The sequence below is a fragment of the Sorangium sp. So ce119 genome, assembly GCF_051524405.1.
Lineage (GTDB): Bacteria > Myxococcota_A > Polyangia > Polyangiales > Polyangiaceae > Sorangium > Sorangium cellulosum_G.
Genome location: NZ_CP150310.1, coordinates 9,375,187 through 9,392,671, shown reverse-complemented (window position 1 = coordinate 9,392,671; position 17,485 = coordinate 9,375,187). Strand labels below are relative to the sequence as shown.

General features: G+C 71.0%; 16 protein-coding genes. 10 read left to right on the top strand and 6 right to left on the bottom strand.

The window, feature by feature from the left end:
* Positions 1–76 precede the first annotated feature (76 nt).
* A complete protein-coding gene (locus WME76_RS35395) occupies positions 77–874 on the top strand; it encodes an alpha/beta fold hydrolase (protein WP_437956603.1) in 798 nt (265 codons plus the stop codon).
* A gap of 9 nt (positions 875–883) precedes the next feature.
* Here the strand turns inward: WME76_RS35395 and WME76_RS35390 are convergent, their stop codons facing one another.
* On the bottom strand, positions 884–2,107 hold the full coding sequence (locus tag WME76_RS35390) for an MFS transporter (RefSeq protein WP_437956602.1): 1,224 nt from the start codon (positions 2,105–2,107) through the stop codon (positions 884–886).
* A gap of 599 nt (positions 2,108–2,706) precedes the next feature.
* Between WME76_RS35390 and WME76_RS35385 the strand changes: the two genes are divergently transcribed.
* The 4 genes from WME76_RS35385 (at position 2,707) to WME76_RS35370 (ending at position 6,513) form a co-directional block, all read left to right on the top strand.
* Positions 2,707–4,101 carry a hypothetical protein gene (locus tag WME76_RS35385; RefSeq protein ID WP_437956601.1) on the top strand — a complete coding sequence of 465 codons (1,395 nt, stop codon included), beginning with the start codon at positions 2,707–2,709 and terminating at the stop codon, positions 4,099–4,101.
* 240 nt (positions 4,102–4,341) lie between these two features.
* Positions 4,342–5,226 (top strand): ADP-ribosylglycohydrolase family protein, encoded by an 885-nt coding sequence (locus WME76_RS35380; RefSeq protein WP_437956600.1) that lies wholly within the window; start codon positions 4,342–4,344, stop codon positions 5,224–5,226.
* Between the two features lie 184 nt (positions 5,227–5,410).
* Positions 5,411–6,022, top strand: coding sequence for a GyrI-like domain-containing protein (locus tag WME76_RS35375; RefSeq protein ID WP_437956599.1), 612 nt, complete (start codon positions 5,411–5,413; stop codon positions 6,020–6,022).
* 104 nt (positions 6,023–6,126) lie between these two features.
* Entirely contained in the window at positions 6,127–6,513 is a 387-nt protein-coding gene (locus WME76_RS35370; RefSeq protein WP_437956598.1) for a VOC family protein, read from the top strand.
* A 180-nt stretch (positions 6,514–6,693) separates the two neighbouring features.
* Here WME76_RS35370 and WME76_RS35365 read toward each other — a convergent pair whose 3' ends face one another.
* Entirely contained in the window at positions 6,694–6,981 is a 288-nt protein-coding gene (locus tag WME76_RS35365) for a hypothetical protein (protein ID WP_437956597.1), read from the bottom strand.
* An 88-nt stretch (positions 6,982–7,069) separates the two neighbouring features.
* Between WME76_RS35365 and WME76_RS35360 the strand changes: the two genes are divergently transcribed.
* The 3 genes from WME76_RS35360 (at position 7,070) to WME76_RS35350 (ending at position 8,335) form a co-directional block, all read left to right on the top strand.
* On the top strand, positions 7,070–7,201 hold the full coding sequence (locus tag WME76_RS35360; protein WP_437956596.1) for a hypothetical protein: 132 nt from the start codon (positions 7,070–7,072) through the stop codon (positions 7,199–7,201).
* Positions 7,202–7,381: 180 nt separating this feature from the next.
* On the top strand, positions 7,382–7,780 hold the full coding sequence (gene msrB, locus WME76_RS35355; protein ID WP_437956595.1) for a peptide-methionine (R)-S-oxide reductase MsrB: 399 nt from the start codon (positions 7,382–7,384) through the stop codon (positions 7,778–7,780).
* A 15-nt stretch (positions 7,781–7,795) separates the two neighbouring features.
* Complete coding sequence (locus WME76_RS35350; RefSeq protein WP_437956594.1) at positions 7,796–8,335, top strand: alpha-ketoglutarate-dependent dioxygenase AlkB; 540 nt, start codon at positions 7,796–7,798, stop codon at positions 8,333–8,335.
* Positions 8,336–8,387: 52 nt separating this feature from the next.
* Here WME76_RS35350 and WME76_RS35345 read toward each other — a convergent pair whose 3' ends face one another.
* The 3 genes from WME76_RS35345 to WME76_RS35335 all read right to left on the bottom strand — a co-directional run bounded on the left by WME76_RS35345 (position 8,388) and on the right by WME76_RS35335 (position 10,720).
* Entirely contained in the window at positions 8,388–9,065 is a 678-nt protein-coding gene (locus WME76_RS35345; protein ID WP_437956593.1) for a DNA alkylation repair protein, read from the bottom strand.
* Positions 9,066–9,247: 182 nt separating this feature from the next.
* Positions 9,248–9,841 carry an HdeD family acid-resistance protein gene (locus tag WME76_RS35340; protein WP_437956592.1) on the bottom strand — a complete coding sequence of 198 codons (594 nt, stop codon included), beginning with the start codon at positions 9,839–9,841 and terminating at the stop codon, positions 9,248–9,250.
* A gap of 180 nt (positions 9,842–10,021) precedes the next feature.
* Entirely contained in the window at positions 10,022–10,720 is a 699-nt protein-coding gene (locus WME76_RS35335) for a hypothetical protein (RefSeq protein ID WP_437956591.1), read from the bottom strand.
* A 466-nt stretch (positions 10,721–11,186) separates the two neighbouring features.
* On the opposite strand from WME76_RS35335, the gene WME76_RS35330 reads away from it, so the two are divergent.
* Complete coding sequence (locus WME76_RS35330) at positions 11,187–12,656, top strand: DUF4832 domain-containing protein (RefSeq protein WP_437956590.1); 1,470 nt, start codon at positions 11,187–11,189, stop codon at positions 12,654–12,656.
* A 24-nt stretch (positions 12,657–12,680) separates the two neighbouring features.
* Here the strand turns inward: WME76_RS35330 and WME76_RS35325 are convergent, their stop codons facing one another.
* Positions 12,681–15,122 (bottom strand): hypothetical protein, encoded by a 2,442-nt coding sequence (locus tag WME76_RS35325; RefSeq protein ID WP_437956589.1) that lies wholly within the window; start codon positions 15,120–15,122, stop codon positions 12,681–12,683.
* Positions 15,123–15,666: 544 nt separating this feature from the next.
* Between WME76_RS35325 and WME76_RS35320 the strand changes: the two genes are divergently transcribed.
* On the top strand, positions 15,667–17,409 hold the full coding sequence (locus tag WME76_RS35320) for a S53 family peptidase (protein ID WP_437956588.1): 1,743 nt from the start codon (positions 15,667–15,669) through the stop codon (positions 17,407–17,409).
* Positions 17,410–17,485 lie beyond the last annotated feature (76 nt).

Genomic DNA, 17,485 nt, shown 5'->3' with positions numbered 1-17,485 from the left:
CCCAACAAGGGCTCTCTGACCGATGCGCGGGTGCACTGCGCGCACCGTGCGAAGCCGCGGCAGGCAAGGACGGTTCATGACGACCTGGATCAGTGGAGTCTGCGAAACGAACGGCATCAACATTCACTACCTCCGGACTGGAGGCGCCGGACCTCCCGTCGTTCTGCTGCATGGATTGATGGGGAGCGGCGCCTGCTGGACTCCCCTGGCGCGGGCGCTCGAAGGTGAGTTCGACGTCGTCATGCCCGACGCCAGAGGGCACGGCGGCTCGAGCGCGCCGCACCACGGATACCGGTACGACGATCACGCGAGCGACGTCGTGGGCCTCCTCCGCGGCCTGGAGCTCTGTCGTCCGGTTCTGCTGGGCCACTCGATGGGCGGCATGACCGCCGCGGTGGTGGCGAGCCGAGGGGCGGGGGTGATCCGCGGCCTCATCCTCGTCGACCCGACGTTCTTGAGCCCCGAGCGCCAGCGCGAGGTGCACGACAGCGACGTCGCCGATCAACACCGCCAGGCCCTCGGCTTGCAGAAGTCCGAGCTCGTCGCGCAGGCCCGAGCCCGAAACCCGGGTCGCTCGGCCGAGATCGTCGAGCTGCAAGCCGAGGCGAGGCTGAAGACCCGCATGGGCGCGTTCGACGTCCTCACGCCGCCCAACCCCGAGTTTCGCGGCGTGGTGAGCGCGATCGACGTCCCGACCCTGCTCGTCATCGGTGACAGCAGCCCTGTCGTCACGCTCGAGATGGCAACGGAGCTGCGGAGCCTCAACCCACGCGTGCGGATCGAACAGGTGCAGGACGCCGGCCACGGCCTTCCATTTCAACAACCCGAGCGCCTGGGAGAGGTGGTCCTGTCGTTCTTGCGCGAGCTGGCGTGACTGCTGCGGTCACTCCGGCTCGCCCTCGGCCAGCGCGACGGGCCCGGCGTTCTCGGTCAGCGCGCCGCGCCCGTGCCACACCACCAGCACCGCATAGAGCGCCGCGAGCACGCGAAAGCCGCTGAGCAGGCCGAAGCGCTGCCCGAGCGAGCCGCCCGCCACCGCGCCGATCAGGCTCCCGGCCGGCCCGGAGAGCGAGAACAGACCGCCCACCCGGCCGCGGCCGAGCTCCGCGGTGAGCGCCGCGAAGCGGTTGACGCTCGTGAGGTGCTGCACGCCCAGACCGAGCCCGAGCAAGACCGCCCCGAGCCACAGCGACGCGACGCCGAGGGGGAAGGCGAGCAGGAGCTCGGTCGCGAGCAGCAGCGAAAAGGCGATCGCGTAGCGGGCAGCGTCGCGCAGCGGCGACAGGGCGCCCCCGGCGAGCAGTAAGGTCAGCACGAACACGGCGCCCTGGAGGGTCACGAGGCTCGCGGCTTGCGGCACCGAGAGGTGAAACTCGCGAATCCCGATCAGCACCACGAAGACGGCGAAGTAGGACATCGCCATCTGACCACACAGCTCGATGAGCATGCTCTGGCGCAGCTCGCGGCGAGACAGGATGATCCCGACCTGTCCGCGAAGGCGCTCGACGAGCGGCGTGGCCGAGCGTCCGCGGCCGGGGGGAGCCCCGGAGAGCACGCGATCGCCGACGAAGACCGTCGCCAGCAGCCCGAGTCCGGTCACCACGAACACGCCGGTGTAGCTCAGCAGGCCGAGGAGCTGCGCGCCGAGCATCGGGCCCACGAAGAACATGCCGAGCGCGTGGGACGCGCGCTGCCAGCCTGCCTTGCGCGGGCCGAGGCGAGGAAGCAGGTGAAGAAACTCGGTCTGGGTCGCGACCATGCGAAACGGGTTGAGCAGCCCGAAGAGGACCACGCCCGCGATGAGCTGCCAGGGCCGATCCATCCGGGTGAAGCCGAGCAGGTACAGCGCCGCGCCCGCGAGGCCGCCGAAGCGGAACAGCGGCCGGCTGCCGTGGCGGTCGATCAAGCCTCCGACAGGCATCGAGAGCAGCAGCATGCCGGTGAACTGCAGGCCGCCGACAAGGCCGATCTGCCAGGGAGAGGCGTGGAGCGAGGCGGCATACAGCGGCAAGACCACCTTGGCCACGCCGTTGCTCGAGCCCGCGAGCAGGCCGAGCACCATGAAGCCGAGAAGATAACGCTGGGGGAGAGGCGGCGAAGAGGTCATCACGCGAACCGAGGCGAGCGGCCGGTCGGCCGGAGCGTTCTTCCGCTGTGCCGAGTCGGTTGGTGCTGCCGCGCGGGCGCCCTGCAAATCACGCTCCCGAGCCGGAGCAGGCCCACGGCGACCGGCTCGTCGCCCCTGGCGCCACGGCAGGAGGCCGGCGTCAGCCCGCCCGCCGCCTGCTGCTCCAGCAGCACACGCGCAGCACGCGCCCGCTGCTGGCGCAGCAAGGGAGGCTTCCGGTACAGCGGATCCGCGTCCTCCGGGACCGGACGTTCGAGGGCGGGCTCGGGCTGACGGGCATCGGCGAGGGCGGGCGGCGTGGCCGGCGCCACGACGACCCACCCGGGCAGTCCGCTGCGATAGGCTGCCCCCATGGCTGGGCGACCGGGCGTGTTAGCGTGCGCTTCATGCGGGTGATCCATCTCCTCTTGGCGGCGGTCGCCGTTGCTGCGTGCGGAACCAGAGTCACGGAGCAAGAACCCGGTCACGGTGGTAGTCCCGGCAGCGGCGGATCCGGCAGCGGCGGATCCGGCAGCGGCGGAGGCGTGAGCACGGGCACGACATCCAGCGGATCGAGCGGACCCGGGGGCTCGGGCGGCATGTCGCCCGAACCCCAGGAAATCACCCGCTGCCCAGCTCCGGACACGGCCGCGGCCGGCACCAACACGGTGGTCCGGGTCCACTCGGCGGACCCCATCGACGCAGCCACGGTCGGCGCGGCGAGCTTGCGCGTGATCGTGGGCGACGTGGAGGTGACGGGCGCGATCGAGGTCGCCCCTCAGGCCATCACGTTCGTGCCAAGGGAGCCGCTCCCACCCGATCAGCTCGTGCAGGTCCTCTTGTCGCCGGAAGCCCGCGACGACAAGGGCCGATCGCTCGCGGCCGCCGGCGGCTCCTGGACGTTCTCGACCGCGGGTGGGCCCACTCCCCAGGCCGGGTTTGTCTTCTCGCCTGCGGCGGCCGTCGACGGGGGGACGCACGCTCCTCGCCACACGCTCGTCATGGATGGCGAGCACCCCGTCCTGACCTGGGCCACCGGGAGCAGCCTTCTGGTCTCGGCGTTCGATGGCGTCTCCTTCCCCGCGCCGGCAACCATCATCGACGGGGCCTTTACCGACCAGCTCACCTTGGCCCTCGGGGCGGGCAAAGCTCACTTCGGGTGGACCTACTTCGATGGCCCCGGCACGATCATTTACAACCGCGCAGACCTGCCCTTCGGGGGCGCGGTGACCGAGTCGGTCGGCATCAGCCCCGCGTCGTATGCCGCGAAGATCGCGGCCGATCAGGCGGGCAACGTGGCGCTTGTGTGGCACGTCCACCCCGATTACTGGACGGGGTGGGGCTTCCGTTACTCCACCTCGTCAGACGATGGTTCGAGCTTCTCGCCCCCCGTCATGCTGGATCCGATGTCGACGTGCGCCGATGTCCTCTACGTCGACGGATATCTGGTCATCGTGTGGGGATCCGGAGACTACGGCAGTCAGGAGGTGCGAATCGCCGCCTCGGCCGACAACGGAGCCACGTTCGGCGCGCCCACGACCCTCGCGACCAGCATGGCGCAGGTGTGGTGCCCACACGCCATCGACAGCGGCGGCAAGGCGCTGGTGGTGTTCGATGACGGCCCCGGGATCGGCCAGAGGTCCACGTACGTCACGAGCTTCGAGCCGGCCACTGGCACCGCCGGCCCCGTCGTGCAGGTCACGCCTCCCGACGAGCTGAACATGTGCGCTACCATCGTGGGCTCGTCTGACGGGAAGGTGGCCGTCGCGCGGACCCGCGGGGAGCCGTTCGGCACGAACAACGTCACGGAGCTCCTGATCTCCGAGGATTCCGGGAGCACGTTCGGCGCGCCCACGACCGTCGATGTCATGCTCGGCGACGAGGGGTGCCCCGACGTCGGCCATGCTCCGTCAGGCGACGTGTACCTCGCCTGGACGAGAGATACGTACGCCCTCATGTGGAGTCGTGGCAGGCCCAGGCGCCCATGCGAATAGGGCCGAGCAGGCCCGCGGCTTCCGAGCTCGATCGTTCGGCAGTGGAGGCACGGATGCTCGATTCATCGAGGCACGCCGAACCAGGTCATCGTGGGCGCCTGAGCGCGCGAGGGCGAGCGCCTTCCACCGCTTCGCCTGCGAGCGCTCGCCGCGCGACGTCGTCGGCTGCCCGCGGGTGACCGGCAGCGCGTTAGCCCGAGGACGAGCGGCGCGGCTGGAGCTCGCGTAGGATCGCGACCCATGACGACCCTCGAGACCCGAACGCGCGCACGCAGCTGCCTCCTCGCCGGTGCGCTCGGCGACGCATGGGGCGGTCCGTACGAGGGCCTGGCCGGGCCGGTGCAGCCCGTCTTTCCAGAGGCTCCGCGGCGCTCCGATGACACCTGGCTGACCCTCGCCACGTGCGAAGCCATCGTGCTGAGCCGAGGACGCGTACAGCCGGAGCGAATCGCCGAGCGCTTTCGTCACTGGTTCGAGACTGGCCGCATCTCCGGCGTAGGCTCTGCGACGCTCAAGGCGCTTCGCGATCTCGCCGCGGGTGCCCACTGGGCTCTTGCTGGAGCTCGCGGTGAGTTCGCCTCAGGGTCGGGTGCTGCCATGCGCGCAGCTCCGTTGTCGTTCTTCTTGGACCCGAGCGTCGAGGCGGACCGTCGAACGATTCGTGACGTCTCACGGATCACACACCACAGCGACGAAGCCTACGCCGGTGCGCTCGCCGTCGTCGTCGCGCTGCGACATTGCGCGTCCAACGGGACTGTTCCGCAGGATCTCATCTCCGTGGTCGCGGCAGATCTGCCGGACACGGCGGTTCGCGACCATCTGCTTGACATCGCCGACTTTCGAGGCTCACCGAGCGAAGCCGCTGTCCGGTTCGGGTGCTCCGGCCATGTGGTCGAGGCCGTACCGATGGCCCTGTTCATCGCAGCGGCGACCACGGACGAGCCCATCGGGGCGGTCATCGCGACCGCGGTCTCGCTGGGCGGCGACACCGATACCATCGCGGCCATCGGGGCCCAGATCGCCGCCGTCGGGGGACGGTCGCTCCCGGATGATCTCGTCGCCAGGCTCCCCGAGCTTCCGCAGATCAGTCCGATACTCGACCGGTTCGTGTCCCTGCTGAAATGACGACCGGGGCCAGGCTTGAAGTCAGAGCTCAGACCGGTTCTGAACCCGTAGGCAGCCGCCCTCGCGTCCCGCCGCCGAACAGAGCGTTGCACCCGACGGCGCGCGTCGGTTACATTGTATCCACAGGCTGGCGGCGCACGCGCGCCGCGGCTGAACCTGGCATTAGCTATCATCAGGTGCATTCGTGTCGAAGGTCGATCTCAAGAGGGAGCTCAAACATCTCTACCAGGCATCCGCGAAGGAGGTGGTTCAGGTCGAAGTGCCAACATTCCAGTTCCTCATGATCGACGGCGAGGGCGACCCCAACACATCACAGCAGTATGCCGAGGCAGTGGAGGCGCTGTTCTCCGTTGCCTACACGGCGAAGTTCATGGTGAAGAAGGGGGCGCAAGGGATCGACTATGCGGTCATGCCTCTCGAAGGCCTCTGGTGGTCGGATGACATGTCCGTCTTCACCTCCAACGACAGGTCGATGTGGAAGTGGACGATGATGATCATGCAGCCTCATTTCGTGCAGGAGGCGCTGATTCAGGCGGCCATGGTGGAAGTGAGGCGAAAGAAGGCGCTCCCCGCGTTGGACGCGCTCAGGCTGGAGAGCTTCACCGAAGGATCATGTGCTCAGATACTCCACGTCGGCCCCTTTGCTGAAGAAGGACCGACCATCCAGCGAGTCCATGACTTTATCGGTGCGCGCTCGGCGCTTGCAGGAAAGCACCACGAGGTGTATCTGAGCGACGTGCGTCGCGCCGACCCAGCGAAGTGGAAAACCATCATCCGTCAACCTATGGAGAGATAGCTGGCGGATCGTTCGAGCCGACGCCCCTTCGCGGCACGGCTCGCCTCAGGCGTCAGACCGCAGAAGCACACGTTCTCTCACCATCACCCGTCCTCGGAGGTTCTATGAAGCGAGTCACTGGCATCGGCGGCATCTTCTTCAAGGCCAAAGACGCTCCGGCACTACAGGCCTGGTACAAGCGGCACCTCGGGATCGACGTCCAGGAATGGGGTGGCACGGCTTTTACCTGGACCGACGGTGAAGGTAAGCCGGTCGCCGGAACGACCGTCTGGTCCATTGCTTCGGCGCAAGGTGACCAATTTGCGCCCAGCACTGCAACTTTCATGGTCAATTACCGGGTCGAGGATCTCCACGCGCTCGTCAAAGTCTTGCGCGAAGAAGGCTGCAACGTCCTCGAGAAGATCGACGATTCCGACTACGGGAAGTTCGCCTGGGTCATCGATCCAGAAGGAAACAAGGTAGAGCTCTGGCAGCCGCCTGCCGGCCAGTGACCAGGGCAATCGGCCTCAGCACGAAGCTGCGGCCTGACCCGTCGTTGGGCAGAGAGCCTGGTCGGCCAGGTTCGATGGAGGATCCGCGCCGCCGCCTGACAGGTCATCGAAGCCGAGACGCGCATGACCGACCTCGGCTCGACGCCGGCTGCCTGGCTGGCGCGAGCACGGTCGGTCCGGTCAGGGTTGGGCTCGCTTCGGCGCCTGGAAGCACACCACCTCGTCGGTCGCCACGCCGTCGCCGCTCGACGGGTGGCCGCAGGCGACGAGCTCGTCGTGCTCGCACCCGCGCACCTGGAACACGTCGAGATCGTCGAGCGTCTTCCTCGTCTCCGCGTCCTGCTCGGCGCGGTCTGCGTTCCACTTGGCGAGCCGTCCCGGATCGCTCTGCACCTCGGCCGGCGGGGCCTCCCGCTGCCTGCCGCCGAGCACGACCGTGCTCCACTTGACGTCGTCACGCTCGCGCACCTCGACCCTGTCCTCCGGGCAACTATACCTCTCCGCGAAGTCTTCGCGGGCGCCTGTCTTGAGGCGCTTGCAGCCGGCGCTGGAGAGCATGACGGAGATCATCAAGAGGCAGACCGAGAGCACCGCTCGCATCGTCACAGACTACACGCGCCAGTCTGCTGGCGGCAACTCGATCCACCAGCATGTCGAGCGCATCCTGCGAGAGTTCCGCATCGCGTAAGTCCGAGCCCTGGCCTCGGGCGAGAGGCAGTGCGCGTTCGGGTCGCGGAGCGCCGGGCGAACCGCGCCGAAGGTCGTTGCCCTCGCAATGCGCGGGCGGATAGCCTGAGATCCATGTGGACCGCTGGCGCCGACGCCGAGCCGAGCGCGCGACGCCAGGACCCAACGACGGGATCGAGCGATGGCAGACAAAAAGATCTCCAGGACCGAACCCGAGTGGCTCTTGCTGCTCGGGCCGCACCGCTACCGGATGCTCCGCTACGGCAACACCGAACGTCCGTACACGGGGGAGTACTGGAACCACCACGACACGGGCATCTATCGATGTGCCGGCTGCGGTACCCAACTCTTTTCGTCGCGGACGAAGTTCGACTCCGGGACCGGCTGGCCCAGCTTCAGCGCAGTCCTCGACGAGAAGCGGATCGAGCGCCGGGCCGACCGGAAGCACGGTCTTGATCGGGTGGAGGTCGTATGCGCCCGCTGTGATGGACATCTGGGGCACGTCTTCGACGACGGGCCAGGGCCGACGGGCGTGCGCTTCTGCATCAATTCCGCCTGCCTCGATTTCGAGCGCGAATGACTCGCGAGGCGTAGAATGTCACGTCGACTCATGCCGGCAGATCTAGACGTTCAGTACCTGGAGGGATTTGTCGCTGATCCAACGACCATGTTCGACATGGCGGAGCGGAGTCTCTCGTGGGACGACCGGATGCATTCACGTCGAACCGCCTCGTGCGGGGTGGCGTACAACTACTCAGGCATCTCTTACCCGGACTGCGAGATGCCGCCCTTCGTGCAGGAGCTCGCGGACCGGCTCGCCGGCGTGGTGGGGCACCGGATCAACAACTGCCTCGCCAACCTCTATGCCGATGGGACGGCGAAGATGGGCTTTCACGCCGATTCCAGCGCCGGCGTCGTCGATGGATCGACGACCTCGATCCTGTCGCTGGGCGCGCCTCGCGTCCTTACCTTCCGCCGGCGCTTGCACCGGAACGACAGGCACGACATCGCCCTGGCGCCCGGCTCGCTCCTGATCATGGGCGCCGGCGTTCAGGAGGGGTGGCAGCATGCGGTCCTTGCCATCGAAGCCGCGGGCCCGCGGATCAGCCTCACATTCCGGTTCCTATCTCGCTGAACGTGCGGTTTGGCGCCGCCGACGACGTCTGGAGCGGGGCGAGCCGACCCCCTCACCGGCCCCGCGTCTTCTCGGCCTTCTGCCGCCGCACCATCTCCGCGATCCAGACCGGCGCGAACGGCGGCGTGCAGCCCGGCGATGCCGGGTAGTCCTTGAGCACCTCGAGCCGCTCGCCGATGGCCGTCGCGCGGGCGCGCAACCCCGGGTTGTGGATGCCGATCTCGGCGAGGCAGTGGTTCATCGACCACTGCTTCGGGCCCGGCGCCGTCTTCATCTCCGCCTCGATCTGGTCGAGCAACGCGGGGAGATCGAGGCCGGCAGGGCTCTTCACGACGCGGTCCGTCGTCAGGCTCCAGCCAGCGCGCCCGACCAGCTCGCTCGCGGAGTCCTTCCAGCGGACACGCAGCGCCTCGACGTGGGGCGACGCCTTCACCACGTTGACGATGAACCAGTCGAGCAGCTTGGGATAGCCGATCTCCCGGACCATCGCGTCCAGCTCGTCCGCCGAGAAGGCCTTCGGCTTGAACACGAGCGTCGCCAGGAGGCGGGCGTCGGGGTCCCCGGTGCGCCACAGCTCGCCGGCCAGGGCGTGGTCAGCCTTCAGCTTCTTCGCGAGCGCGCGGAGCTGGGTGAGGTTCACGCCGTGGGCGTCTCCGGAGCGGGCGTTGACCTCGCGCATCTTCTCGTTGCCCATCGCGGCGAGCGCGCGCATGACGTCGGTGAGGTTCATGCGCTGGAGCTATCCGCATCCGCGGGCGTCGTCCAGCGGCGCGGCAGATCTGCGCCGACCACGAGGAGCGTCGGCGTGCCGGGCCATTCGAGGCCATCGAGCGGACAGCAGAGGCCTTCTTCGGGGAGGATGATGAAGCGTGGAAGGGGCGCGCCCTCTGCACGGCGCGGACGTCGCCTCCTTCAAGGCCGCATGTGGAGCACGCGACCGGCGCCCAGCGCGATCAGGATCATCGACATGCCGCCGGTCACGAGGCTGATCCCGACCAGCAAGCCGAGCACCTTCGCGGCGGCGGTGACGCCGCCCGTGACGATCAGAATCCCGAGCGCCAGCGTCAGGATGCCGTCGATCACGAGCCATCCCGAGCCCGGCAGCCCGCGGTGCTGAGAGGCGCGGACGAGCTTGAGCGCGCCCTCGGCGGCGAAGTACGCCGAGGCCATCACCATCAGCGCGAGCTTGCCGGTCGTCGGGAAGACCACAAGGAGAAGCCCGAACGCCACCTGCACCAGGGCGCTCACGAGCTCCCAGCCGGCACCGGCCCAGCCGCGGCTCTGGATGGCGTGCCACCCCTCGGCCACGCCGGCGAGCACGATCAACCAGCCGAGGACGATGGCGGTGACCCGGGAGGCGGCGAAGGGCAGGACGATCGCGAGCACCCCGAGCACCATCGAGGCCACGCCGATCGCGAGGAACCGACCGCGCTTGTCCCGCACGGTGTCGATGTCGACCGGCGTGAAGCGCAGAGGCTTCGGGGACTCTTCGAGCGGATCGACCATGGGCACCCCTCCGGTTCGTGGAGCACGCGTGTCCCGCCGGTCACCCGCCGCGCGCGGTCGACGTGGCCGGGACCACGTCCGCGTTCAGGCATCGTCCGTACCAGCGCGCCGGCGGGAACATCGTGCCTGGCGCTCGTGGGAAGCGTCACGGCCGAGGGCGGCCAGCAGCGCACCCCCTGATCAGCGGGCGGTCGCCTTCGCGGCCCTGGTGCTCGGAGCGGTCGCCTGCCGGACCTCGCGTCGTCGGAGCTTCGAGTCCTGCTTCGCGCGATTGGCGCTCTTGCGCGTCGACTTGCGCGACGGGCGGTCCCGCGCCGAGTCCTCCAGCGTCGCCGTGGCCTTCCGTGTCCTCCGCATCGTGTTACGCCGCGCCGTCGAGCCGCCGCCCGCCTTCCGGTCGGTCGCGCTCCGCCCCGGAGCCGCCGTGTCGACAGGAAAGTCACGCCGCGACTTCTCGGGCCGCTCCAGCGCGCGCTCGAGGTTCTCCTTGCTGCGCCCCACGCGCCGCCCGATGAGGCTGCCCTCGGGCGACGGATGCTCGAGCCGCGCCGGAGCCGCCGCGTCGCGCTTCACCGCTCGCGCCGTGCGCTTCGGGGCGCGCGCCGGCGCGCGAGGTGCGCCGCGAGGTGCGGCGCGCGGCGCGCGCGCGAGGGCGCTCTGCACCGCCCGTACGATCCCCGGGACGGCTCTGTCGATCGTCTCGCGCGGCTCTCGACCTCGCATCTGGTAGACGACGCTGGGGCGCCCGCTCAGGACGACCTTCACGTCGCACGCGACGTCGACGCCGCCGCGTGGCCCGTTCACGTCCGTGAAGCGCACCGTGAGCCGCTCGATGCGGGGCGCGAACCGCCCGAGCTTCGCCGCGAGGGTCTGGCGCACGTGCGCCCTCGTCGCCTCGTCGACCCCGACGCCGAAGGTCCGCACCGCCAGCGGAGTCCGCTCCGTCGGTGTGCGCCCGGCGCGCGCCCGGACCGGTCGTGGCACGGTGGAAGGGAACTGCGGACGTCGCCCGGTGGATGGTCGCCCCATGGGCGCTACATCGAGACCGGCCCCCCATCGTCAAGCGTCGCGGCCCCCGGCCAGGTCGCGCCCCTGTACCCCGCCGAGGCCCTCGGCGCGGCCACCGACCGGCCGCGGCATCGAGGTGGGCGGGCACCGCACGGCGCGTGAGGTCGGCCTCGGCCGTGTATCATCGTCCAACGGACGACGCGCCGGCGAGAGCGGGCAGCCCAGCTTCATGGATCCACGAAGAGACAGGAGATTGCTCATGCCTCACGAGAGCAGCCGGTCGTTGTGTCATCTCCGGTCACGCCTCCTTCACGGCGGCGGCGTTTGCTGCCTTTCCGTGGCGCTCGTGGCGGCGTGCGGCGCCGAGGGCAGCGACGACAGCCCGGGCGACTCGCTCGCGTCCAGCGGCGGCGGCGGCAGCGGCGGCGACAGCAACGGTGGCGGCAACAGCAGCAGCGGCGGCACCGGTGGCGATGGCAGCGGCAGCAGCACGGGCCTCCCGCCCGGCAGCTGCGGATGGAGCGGGGCCACGGTGGAGCGCTCGTACGCGCCCAGGCTGTTCGCCGCGGGCGACGATCCCTCGGGCGATGTCGAGTGCCGGGGCGTGCTCAACCCCGAGCGCGGCGTCTTTCGCTTCACGGATCTTCGGAGCCTCGACCCGGTCTCCGATCTCCGGGACGAGGGCTACACGCTGATCTACGGCAAGGTGCTCATCGACGACTACCGCGCGCAGGACATCGATCAGCGCCTCATCGACCAGCTCGACGAGAGCTTCTCCGCCGCGCGCTCGGCCGGGCTGAAGGTGCTCCCCCGGATCTACTACGCGACGGACATCGGCGAGCCGGACGCGCCGCTCAGCCGCGTGCTGGCCCACATCGAGCAGCTCAGGCCCGTGCTCGAGGACAACGCCGATGTCATCGCCGTGCTGAACCCCGGCTTCGTCGGCGCCTGGGGAGAATGGCACTCCTCGACGAACGATCTCACCGAGCCGAGCAACCGCGAGCAGATCCTGGACGCGCTGCTCGAGGCGCTGCCGAGCAGCCGGATGACCCTCGTGCGCCGCCCCTCCCACAAGCAGGAGGCGTACGGCGGCCCGCTCACCGAGGAGACGGCGTTCTCCGGGGCGCCGCTGTCGCGCGTCGGCCACCAGAACGACTGCTTCCTCGCGAGCGACGACGACGCCGGCACCTACCTGCTGCCCGGCGAGAGGGAGTACGCCGTCGAGGACTCCGCGTTCGTGCCCGTCGGGGGCGAGACGTGCGCTGTCAACCCGCCACGCAGCCAGTGCGCCTCGGCGCTCGCCGAGCTCTCCCTGCATCACTGGAGCTTCCTCCACACCGACTATCACCCCGACGTGATCGCGGAGTGGAAGGCCGAGGGCTGCTTCGAGACCGTCGCCTGCCGCCTCGGCTACCGCTTCGTCGTGATGGGTCACGAGTCCCCCGAGCAGGTGGCCCGCGGGCAGTCGCTGCCCCTCCGGCTGCGTGTGTTCAACGACGGGTATGCCCGGGCCTACAATCCTCGCCCGGTCCACCTCGTGCTCCAGCAGGGCGCCACGCGGCGCGTCCTTGATGTCGACGCCGATCCGCGCCGCTGGGCGCCGGGCGCCGAGAGCGATCTCTGCCTGCAAGCGCAGATCCCGGCCGATCTCCCCCCGGGCGACTATCAGCTCGGCCTGTGGCTCCCGGACGGGGAAGAGCGCTTGCGCGACGACCCACGCTACGCGATCCGGCTCTCGAGCGGCGCGACGTGGGACAGCGCGAGCGGCGTCAACCTGCTCGACGCCACGGTCCGGGTGATCGAGTGACCCCTCTGCCCGCGAGGCTCGAGCTCACTTCGGGCTCGCCCGCCCGATCGCGATGACGTTCTGCTGCGCCGCCGGCTTGCCGCCCTCGTGCGGGGTCACGCCGACGCGCGGGTGCGCCTTGAGGAGCGTCACCGTGAGCGTGATCCCCCAGCCGTCGTTCGTCTTGAGCTCCGCGTGGCCGTGGCTGTCCTCCACGGCCAGGATCAGCCGGCCGAGCGGCTCGAGCCCGGCCGGGGCCGCGCCGGGCGCGGTCAGCACGCGCTGGAGCGCCGACTCCGGCAGCCCGAGCCCGAAGCCGACGTCCAGGATCGAGAGCTGCACGCCGTGCGTCGCCTCGCGCACCGAGACCACCGGGCCGTGGCCGGGCAGCCCGCGGCCCGCGACGTCGGTCAGGAACGCCTCGAGCACCTGCGCGAGCTCGCCGCGGTGCCCGAGGGCGTGCGTCGCGCCGCGGATCGGCTCGAGCCGCACCGCGCGGCCCGTCGCGCGCGCGGCGCTCGCGACGGCGTCGGCCACGACGTCGCCGAGCTGGAAGGCGCAGAGCGGATCGGTCGCGTCCCGCGCGGCGAGCGGCCGCACGTTGCCGGACACGGGGGCCGGCTGCTTCACCGGGATGAGCGCGGCGACGTAGCCCGCGATCCACGACGAGCCGTCGGACTCGCGGCGCAGCGGGCGCACCGAGAGCACCGCGGGCTCGGGCGCGCTGACGCTGAGCTCGATGCCGTCGTCGCTCGCCATCACGCTGGAGAGCGACACCGCGGCGCTGCCCGCCGACGTGGCGCCGAGCACGTCGCCGAGGGTGAGCGAGCCGGGCGGGAGCGCCGAGCTCGCGCTCTCCGCCGGGACCGTGACGTCGCGCGCGCGCAGCCACCGCGCGAACTCCGGCGCGACGAAGCGGACGTCGCCGAACGCGTCCGCATAGAGGAGGCCGACCGGCGCGTTGCGCAGCATCGACCCGAAGAGCTGGAGGTCGTCGAGCGCGACGCGCGCGCCCTCGACCAGATCGTCCGTCGGCGCGTGCCCGGCGCGCGACTCGCCGCCGGTCGCCTCCGCGGTGCGCGCGAGGCGCTTCCGGCGCAGGAGCAGCGCGAGCTCGCGGCCGACGTGCTCGGCCCGCTCCGGCTCGCGCGAGTACGTCGCCTCCGCGACCGGGCCGCAGAAGAACACGTAGCCCTCGATCTCGCCGAACGCGATGAGCGGGACGACGACCGCCGGCATGTCCTGCTTCGTGAGGAAGCGGCGCGCCAGGCGGATCGCCGGCACGCCCTGCTCGCTGCTGTACGGCGGGCGGCGGACGTCGTGGCGCCGCTCGGCGACGAGGCTCTCGCCGCCGCGGTGATCGTTCCAGAACCTGAGGTGCCAGCTCCCCGCGGGCAGCTCCGCGACGAGCACGAGATCGGCCGGGTGCGCCTGCTCCGCGAGGCGCGCCACGCGCGGCCAGAACTCCTCGTCCGGCAGCGTGTGCACCCCCTGCATGCGGAACAGCGCGGCGCGCTGGATGAGCTCCGCGGCGCGATCCACGGCGCGCTGGACGCCGATGCCGCGGAGGATCATGACCCCCGCGAACGCGACGGCGAGGCCGAACAGGGTGCTCGGCAGCGGCAGGAGGCTCGCCTCCGCGCGCGCGGCGAGCGCGCTCTGGCCCGCGGCGAGCGCGAACGTGGCGAGGAAGAGCGCGGCGGTGGCGACAAGGCTGCCGTGACGGCGGCGCGCGGCCCACACGAACCCGCCCGCGAGCAGGACGAACAGCGCCGGCACCCAGGCCGGGGCCGAGGCGCGCCGCCCGCCGTCGAGCAGCCCGCCGAGCACCGCGGCGACGCCCTTCGCCGGCGGCAGCGCCGACGTCGCGACGGCCTGCGGCGGGACGCCGCCCGAGCCCACCCCGACGACCGCGACGCGGCCCGCGAGCGCGCTCGCGGGGACCTCTCCCTCGGCGAGGGCGCTCAGGCTGACCGCGGGCACGCTCTGCGGCGCCTTCTTGATGACCCACGGCGCCGCCGAGACGCCGAGCGCGGCGAGCTCCGCCGCGCGCTCCTCGCCGGCCAGCGGCGAGAAGCCGACGACCTCGCCCGCGCTCATGCGCAGCAGCTCGGGCGGCATGCGGACGAGGGGCGCGGCGCGGTCACCGTCGAGCGCGCGGTCACCGTCGAGCGCGCCATCGACCGCGGGGCCGGCGCAGAACGCGTCCGCGGGCGGGATCAGCAGCGCGCCGCGCGCGCGGCCGCGCTCGAGCAGGCCGGGGAGCGCGCGCGCGCAGAGCCCGTCGCGCAGCGCCTCGGGCGAGGCGGTGACGAGCAGCACCTGCGCGGAGGGCGCGGCGTCGGCGAGCGACGACGCGGTGAGGCCGCGCGCGACGTAGTCGAACCGCTCGAGCGGCGCGACGGCGGCGAGCAGCGCGCCCGCGGCGATCGCGAGCGCGTCGGGCCTGAGCCACCCGAAGCGCGCCGCCTCGCCGGGCGAGGTCATCGGTCGCGGGATGCGAAAGGGCTTGGGGATCCGCGGACGGTAAGTCTTCGCCATAATCGCTGAAGAACGCAGCGCACCAGGGGTCGCGAAACGCCCAGGGAGACCGAGCGTCGCATCGAGGTCGCTCCAATACAATTGTCTACCGGGGCGCGCCGCGCCAAAAACATGTGTCTTCGAAGAAGAAGGACGCGCCCTACAGCCGCTCGCTCAGCGCTGCCGCCCGCGCTCATCTCGTCCCGCGCGGAGCTGCCGGCGCGAGGCGAGCGGCTCCGCCGCGGCGCAGCCGCGGATTCTGTTCGAGACGAGGTGCGACGTGGTGCTCCGCACGCCCCGCGGAGGCACGTTGTGTTGCGGGCGGCGTGCGTGTCATGCGACGTCGGCGGGCGGTGACGATTGGGCTGGATCGGCCTGTCGGAAGGGGTTTGAATCGCTCTTGCGTATGCGTCGTACTTCATCGGTTCTCCGGGTCGCTCCTGTCCTCGGGTTGTTCGTTCTGGCGAACAGCGTCGCCTTCTCCGCCTCGAGCTGTGGCTGCGAGTCGGATGTGCAGCTCGCAAATCCGACCGGCAGCGGCGGCGCGGGCGGCGCCGGCGGCGCGGGCGGCGCCACCGCGAGCGGCGGCGCCGGCGGCGTGGCGGAGGGCGGCGGCGGCGCCGGGGGCGCGGCGGAGGGCGGCGGCGGCGCCGGCGGGGCGGAGCCGCCGGTGGCGCTGCCGGACGAGCTGCCCGACTTCACCGAGGAGGAGCTCGAGCCCACCGAGGCGACCGACGGCATCCCGAGCCCGCTGCCGGGCGTGTACACCGACAAGGGCACCGCGGAGGACGACGCGGTGGTCCGCGCGCTGATGGGCTTCCCCATCCGCAACTCGGGGCGCCTCGCGCCGCTCATCGAGGAGATGTACGACCCGGCGAGCCCGCGGTTCCGCCAGTACCTCACCGCGGAGCAGTGGATCGCGCAGTTCGCGCCGCGGGAGCTCGACGTGCACCTCGTGAAGCTCTGGCTCGAGGAGCAGGGGTTCCAGGTGAACTTCACGGCCACGAACCGGCTGCTCGTCCAGTTCACCGGCACGGTCGCGCAGTTCAACGCGGCCTTCCAGACGGAGCTCAGGGTCTTCGAGCGGGAGAACCCGCAGGCGGGGAACCCGCCGTTCGACGTCTTCGGCTCGCTCGAGCAGCTCACCGTGCCGACGTGGGTGGACGATCGGACGACGGGCATCATCACCGCGGATCTCGCGGCGAGCACCAAGCCGCTGCCCGCCGAGGGCGGGGCGATCGACGAGGAGGGGCCGACCCGCGTCAGCGACGGGATCACCCTCGCGCAGATCGCGGGCGCGTACGATCTCGACGAGCTCTACGCGCTCGGGTTCACGGGCCAGGGCGTGAAGCTCGGCGTCACGGTCGGCGCGGCCTTCAAGGTCAAGGACCTCCAGTCGTTCTGGCGGTCGCTCGGCGTGCAGCGGTCGAACCCGCGGGTCATCCAGACCATGGAGCCGCCCGCGACGCGCTACGTGGAGTCGACGCTCGACGTCCAGTGGTCCGGGGGCCTCGCGCCGGGCGCGGAGCTCGTCGTGTACCAGGGGCCCGACGCGCGGAACACCTCGATGGTCTACACCTTCAACGAGGCGATCGGCCTCGGCGAGGTGTCGATCATCACGGACTCGTTCGCGCACCGCGAGGACTCCGAGCCGACGGCCGTGCGGCTCCAGTACCATTACGCGGCGCAGATGGCCGCGGCGCTCGGGATCACGGTGGTCGCGGCGACCGGCGACTCCGCGCAGACCGACACGCCCTCGGCGAGCCCGTACGTCACCGGGGTCGGCGGCACGTCGCTCTGGGTCACCGAGGACGGCGAGGTCGAGAGCGAGACCGCCTGGTCGCGCTCCGGCTCCGGCCCGACGCTCTCGTTCGACATCCCCTCGTGGCAGGTCGGGATCGTGGAGGGATCGGGCGGCAAGCGCGCGGTCGCGGACGTCGCGATGCACGCCTCGACCTCGCCGGTCCCGTACTGGGTCTACTACCTCGGCGAGTGGCAGCGCTACGGCGGGACGTCGTTCTCCGCGCCCGCGTTCGCGGGGATCGTCGCCGCGGTCAACAGCTACCGCGCCGCGCAGGGGCTGCCGCGCGTCGGGTTCCTCAACTCGATCCTCTACACGACCCCGGCCGTGCAGGCGACGTTCCGCGACGTCGTGAGCGGCTCGACGGAGTTCTTTGCCGCCGGGCCGGGCTGGGACTACCCGACGGGCTGGGGCGCGCCGAGCGCGATCGGCCTGGCCACCACGCTGCCGTAGCGGCGCGGCTCGCCGGGCCGGGCGTCGGCGCGCGCCGACCCGATCCGGCGGACCCGCGCCGTCCCCCGCCGCCCCG

What these genes read in the sequence shown, in the direction of transcription:
- WME76_RS35380 (WP_437956600.1), top strand. Translation starts at nt 4,342, where the DNA reads ATGACGACCCTCGAGACCCGAACGCGCGCACGCAGCTGCCTCCTCGCC.
- msrB (WP_437956595.1), top strand. Translation starts at nt 7,382, where the DNA reads ATGGCAGACAAAAAGATCTCCAGGACCGAACCCGAGTGGCTCTTGCTG.
- WME76_RS35360 (WP_437956596.1), top strand. Translation starts at nt 7,070, where the DNA reads ATGACGGAGATCATCAAGAGGCAGACCGAGAGCACCGCTCGCATCGTC.
- WME76_RS35350 (WP_437956594.1), top strand. Translation starts at nt 7,796, where the DNA reads ATGTCACGTCGACTCATGCCGGCAGATCTAGACGTTCAGTACCTGGAG.
- WME76_RS35340 (WP_437956592.1), bottom strand. Translation starts at nt 9,841, where the DNA reads ATGGTCGATCCGCTCGAAGAGTCCCCGAAGCCTCTGCGCTTCACGCCG.
- WME76_RS35345 (WP_437956593.1), bottom strand. Translation starts at nt 9,065, where the DNA reads ATGAACCTCACCGACGTCATGCGCGCGCTCGCCGCGATGGGCAACGAG.
- WME76_RS35370 (WP_437956598.1), top strand. Translation starts at nt 6,127, where the DNA reads ATGAAGCGAGTCACTGGCATCGGCGGCATCTTCTTCAAGGCCAAAGAC.
- WME76_RS35385 (WP_437956601.1), top strand. Translation starts at nt 2,707, where the DNA reads ATGTCGCCCGAACCCCAGGAAATCACCCGCTGCCCAGCTCCGGACACG.
- WME76_RS35390 (WP_437956602.1), bottom strand. Translation starts at nt 2,107, where the DNA reads ATGACCTCTTCGCCGCCTCTCCCCCAGCGTTATCTTCTCGGCTTCATG.
- WME76_RS35395 (WP_437956603.1), top strand. Translation starts at nt 77, where the DNA reads ATGACGACCTGGATCAGTGGAGTCTGCGAAACGAACGGCATCAACATT.
- WME76_RS35325 (WP_437956589.1), bottom strand. Translation starts at nt 15,122, where the DNA reads ATGACCTCGCCCGGCGAGGCGGCGCGCTTCGGGTGGCTCAGGCCCGAC.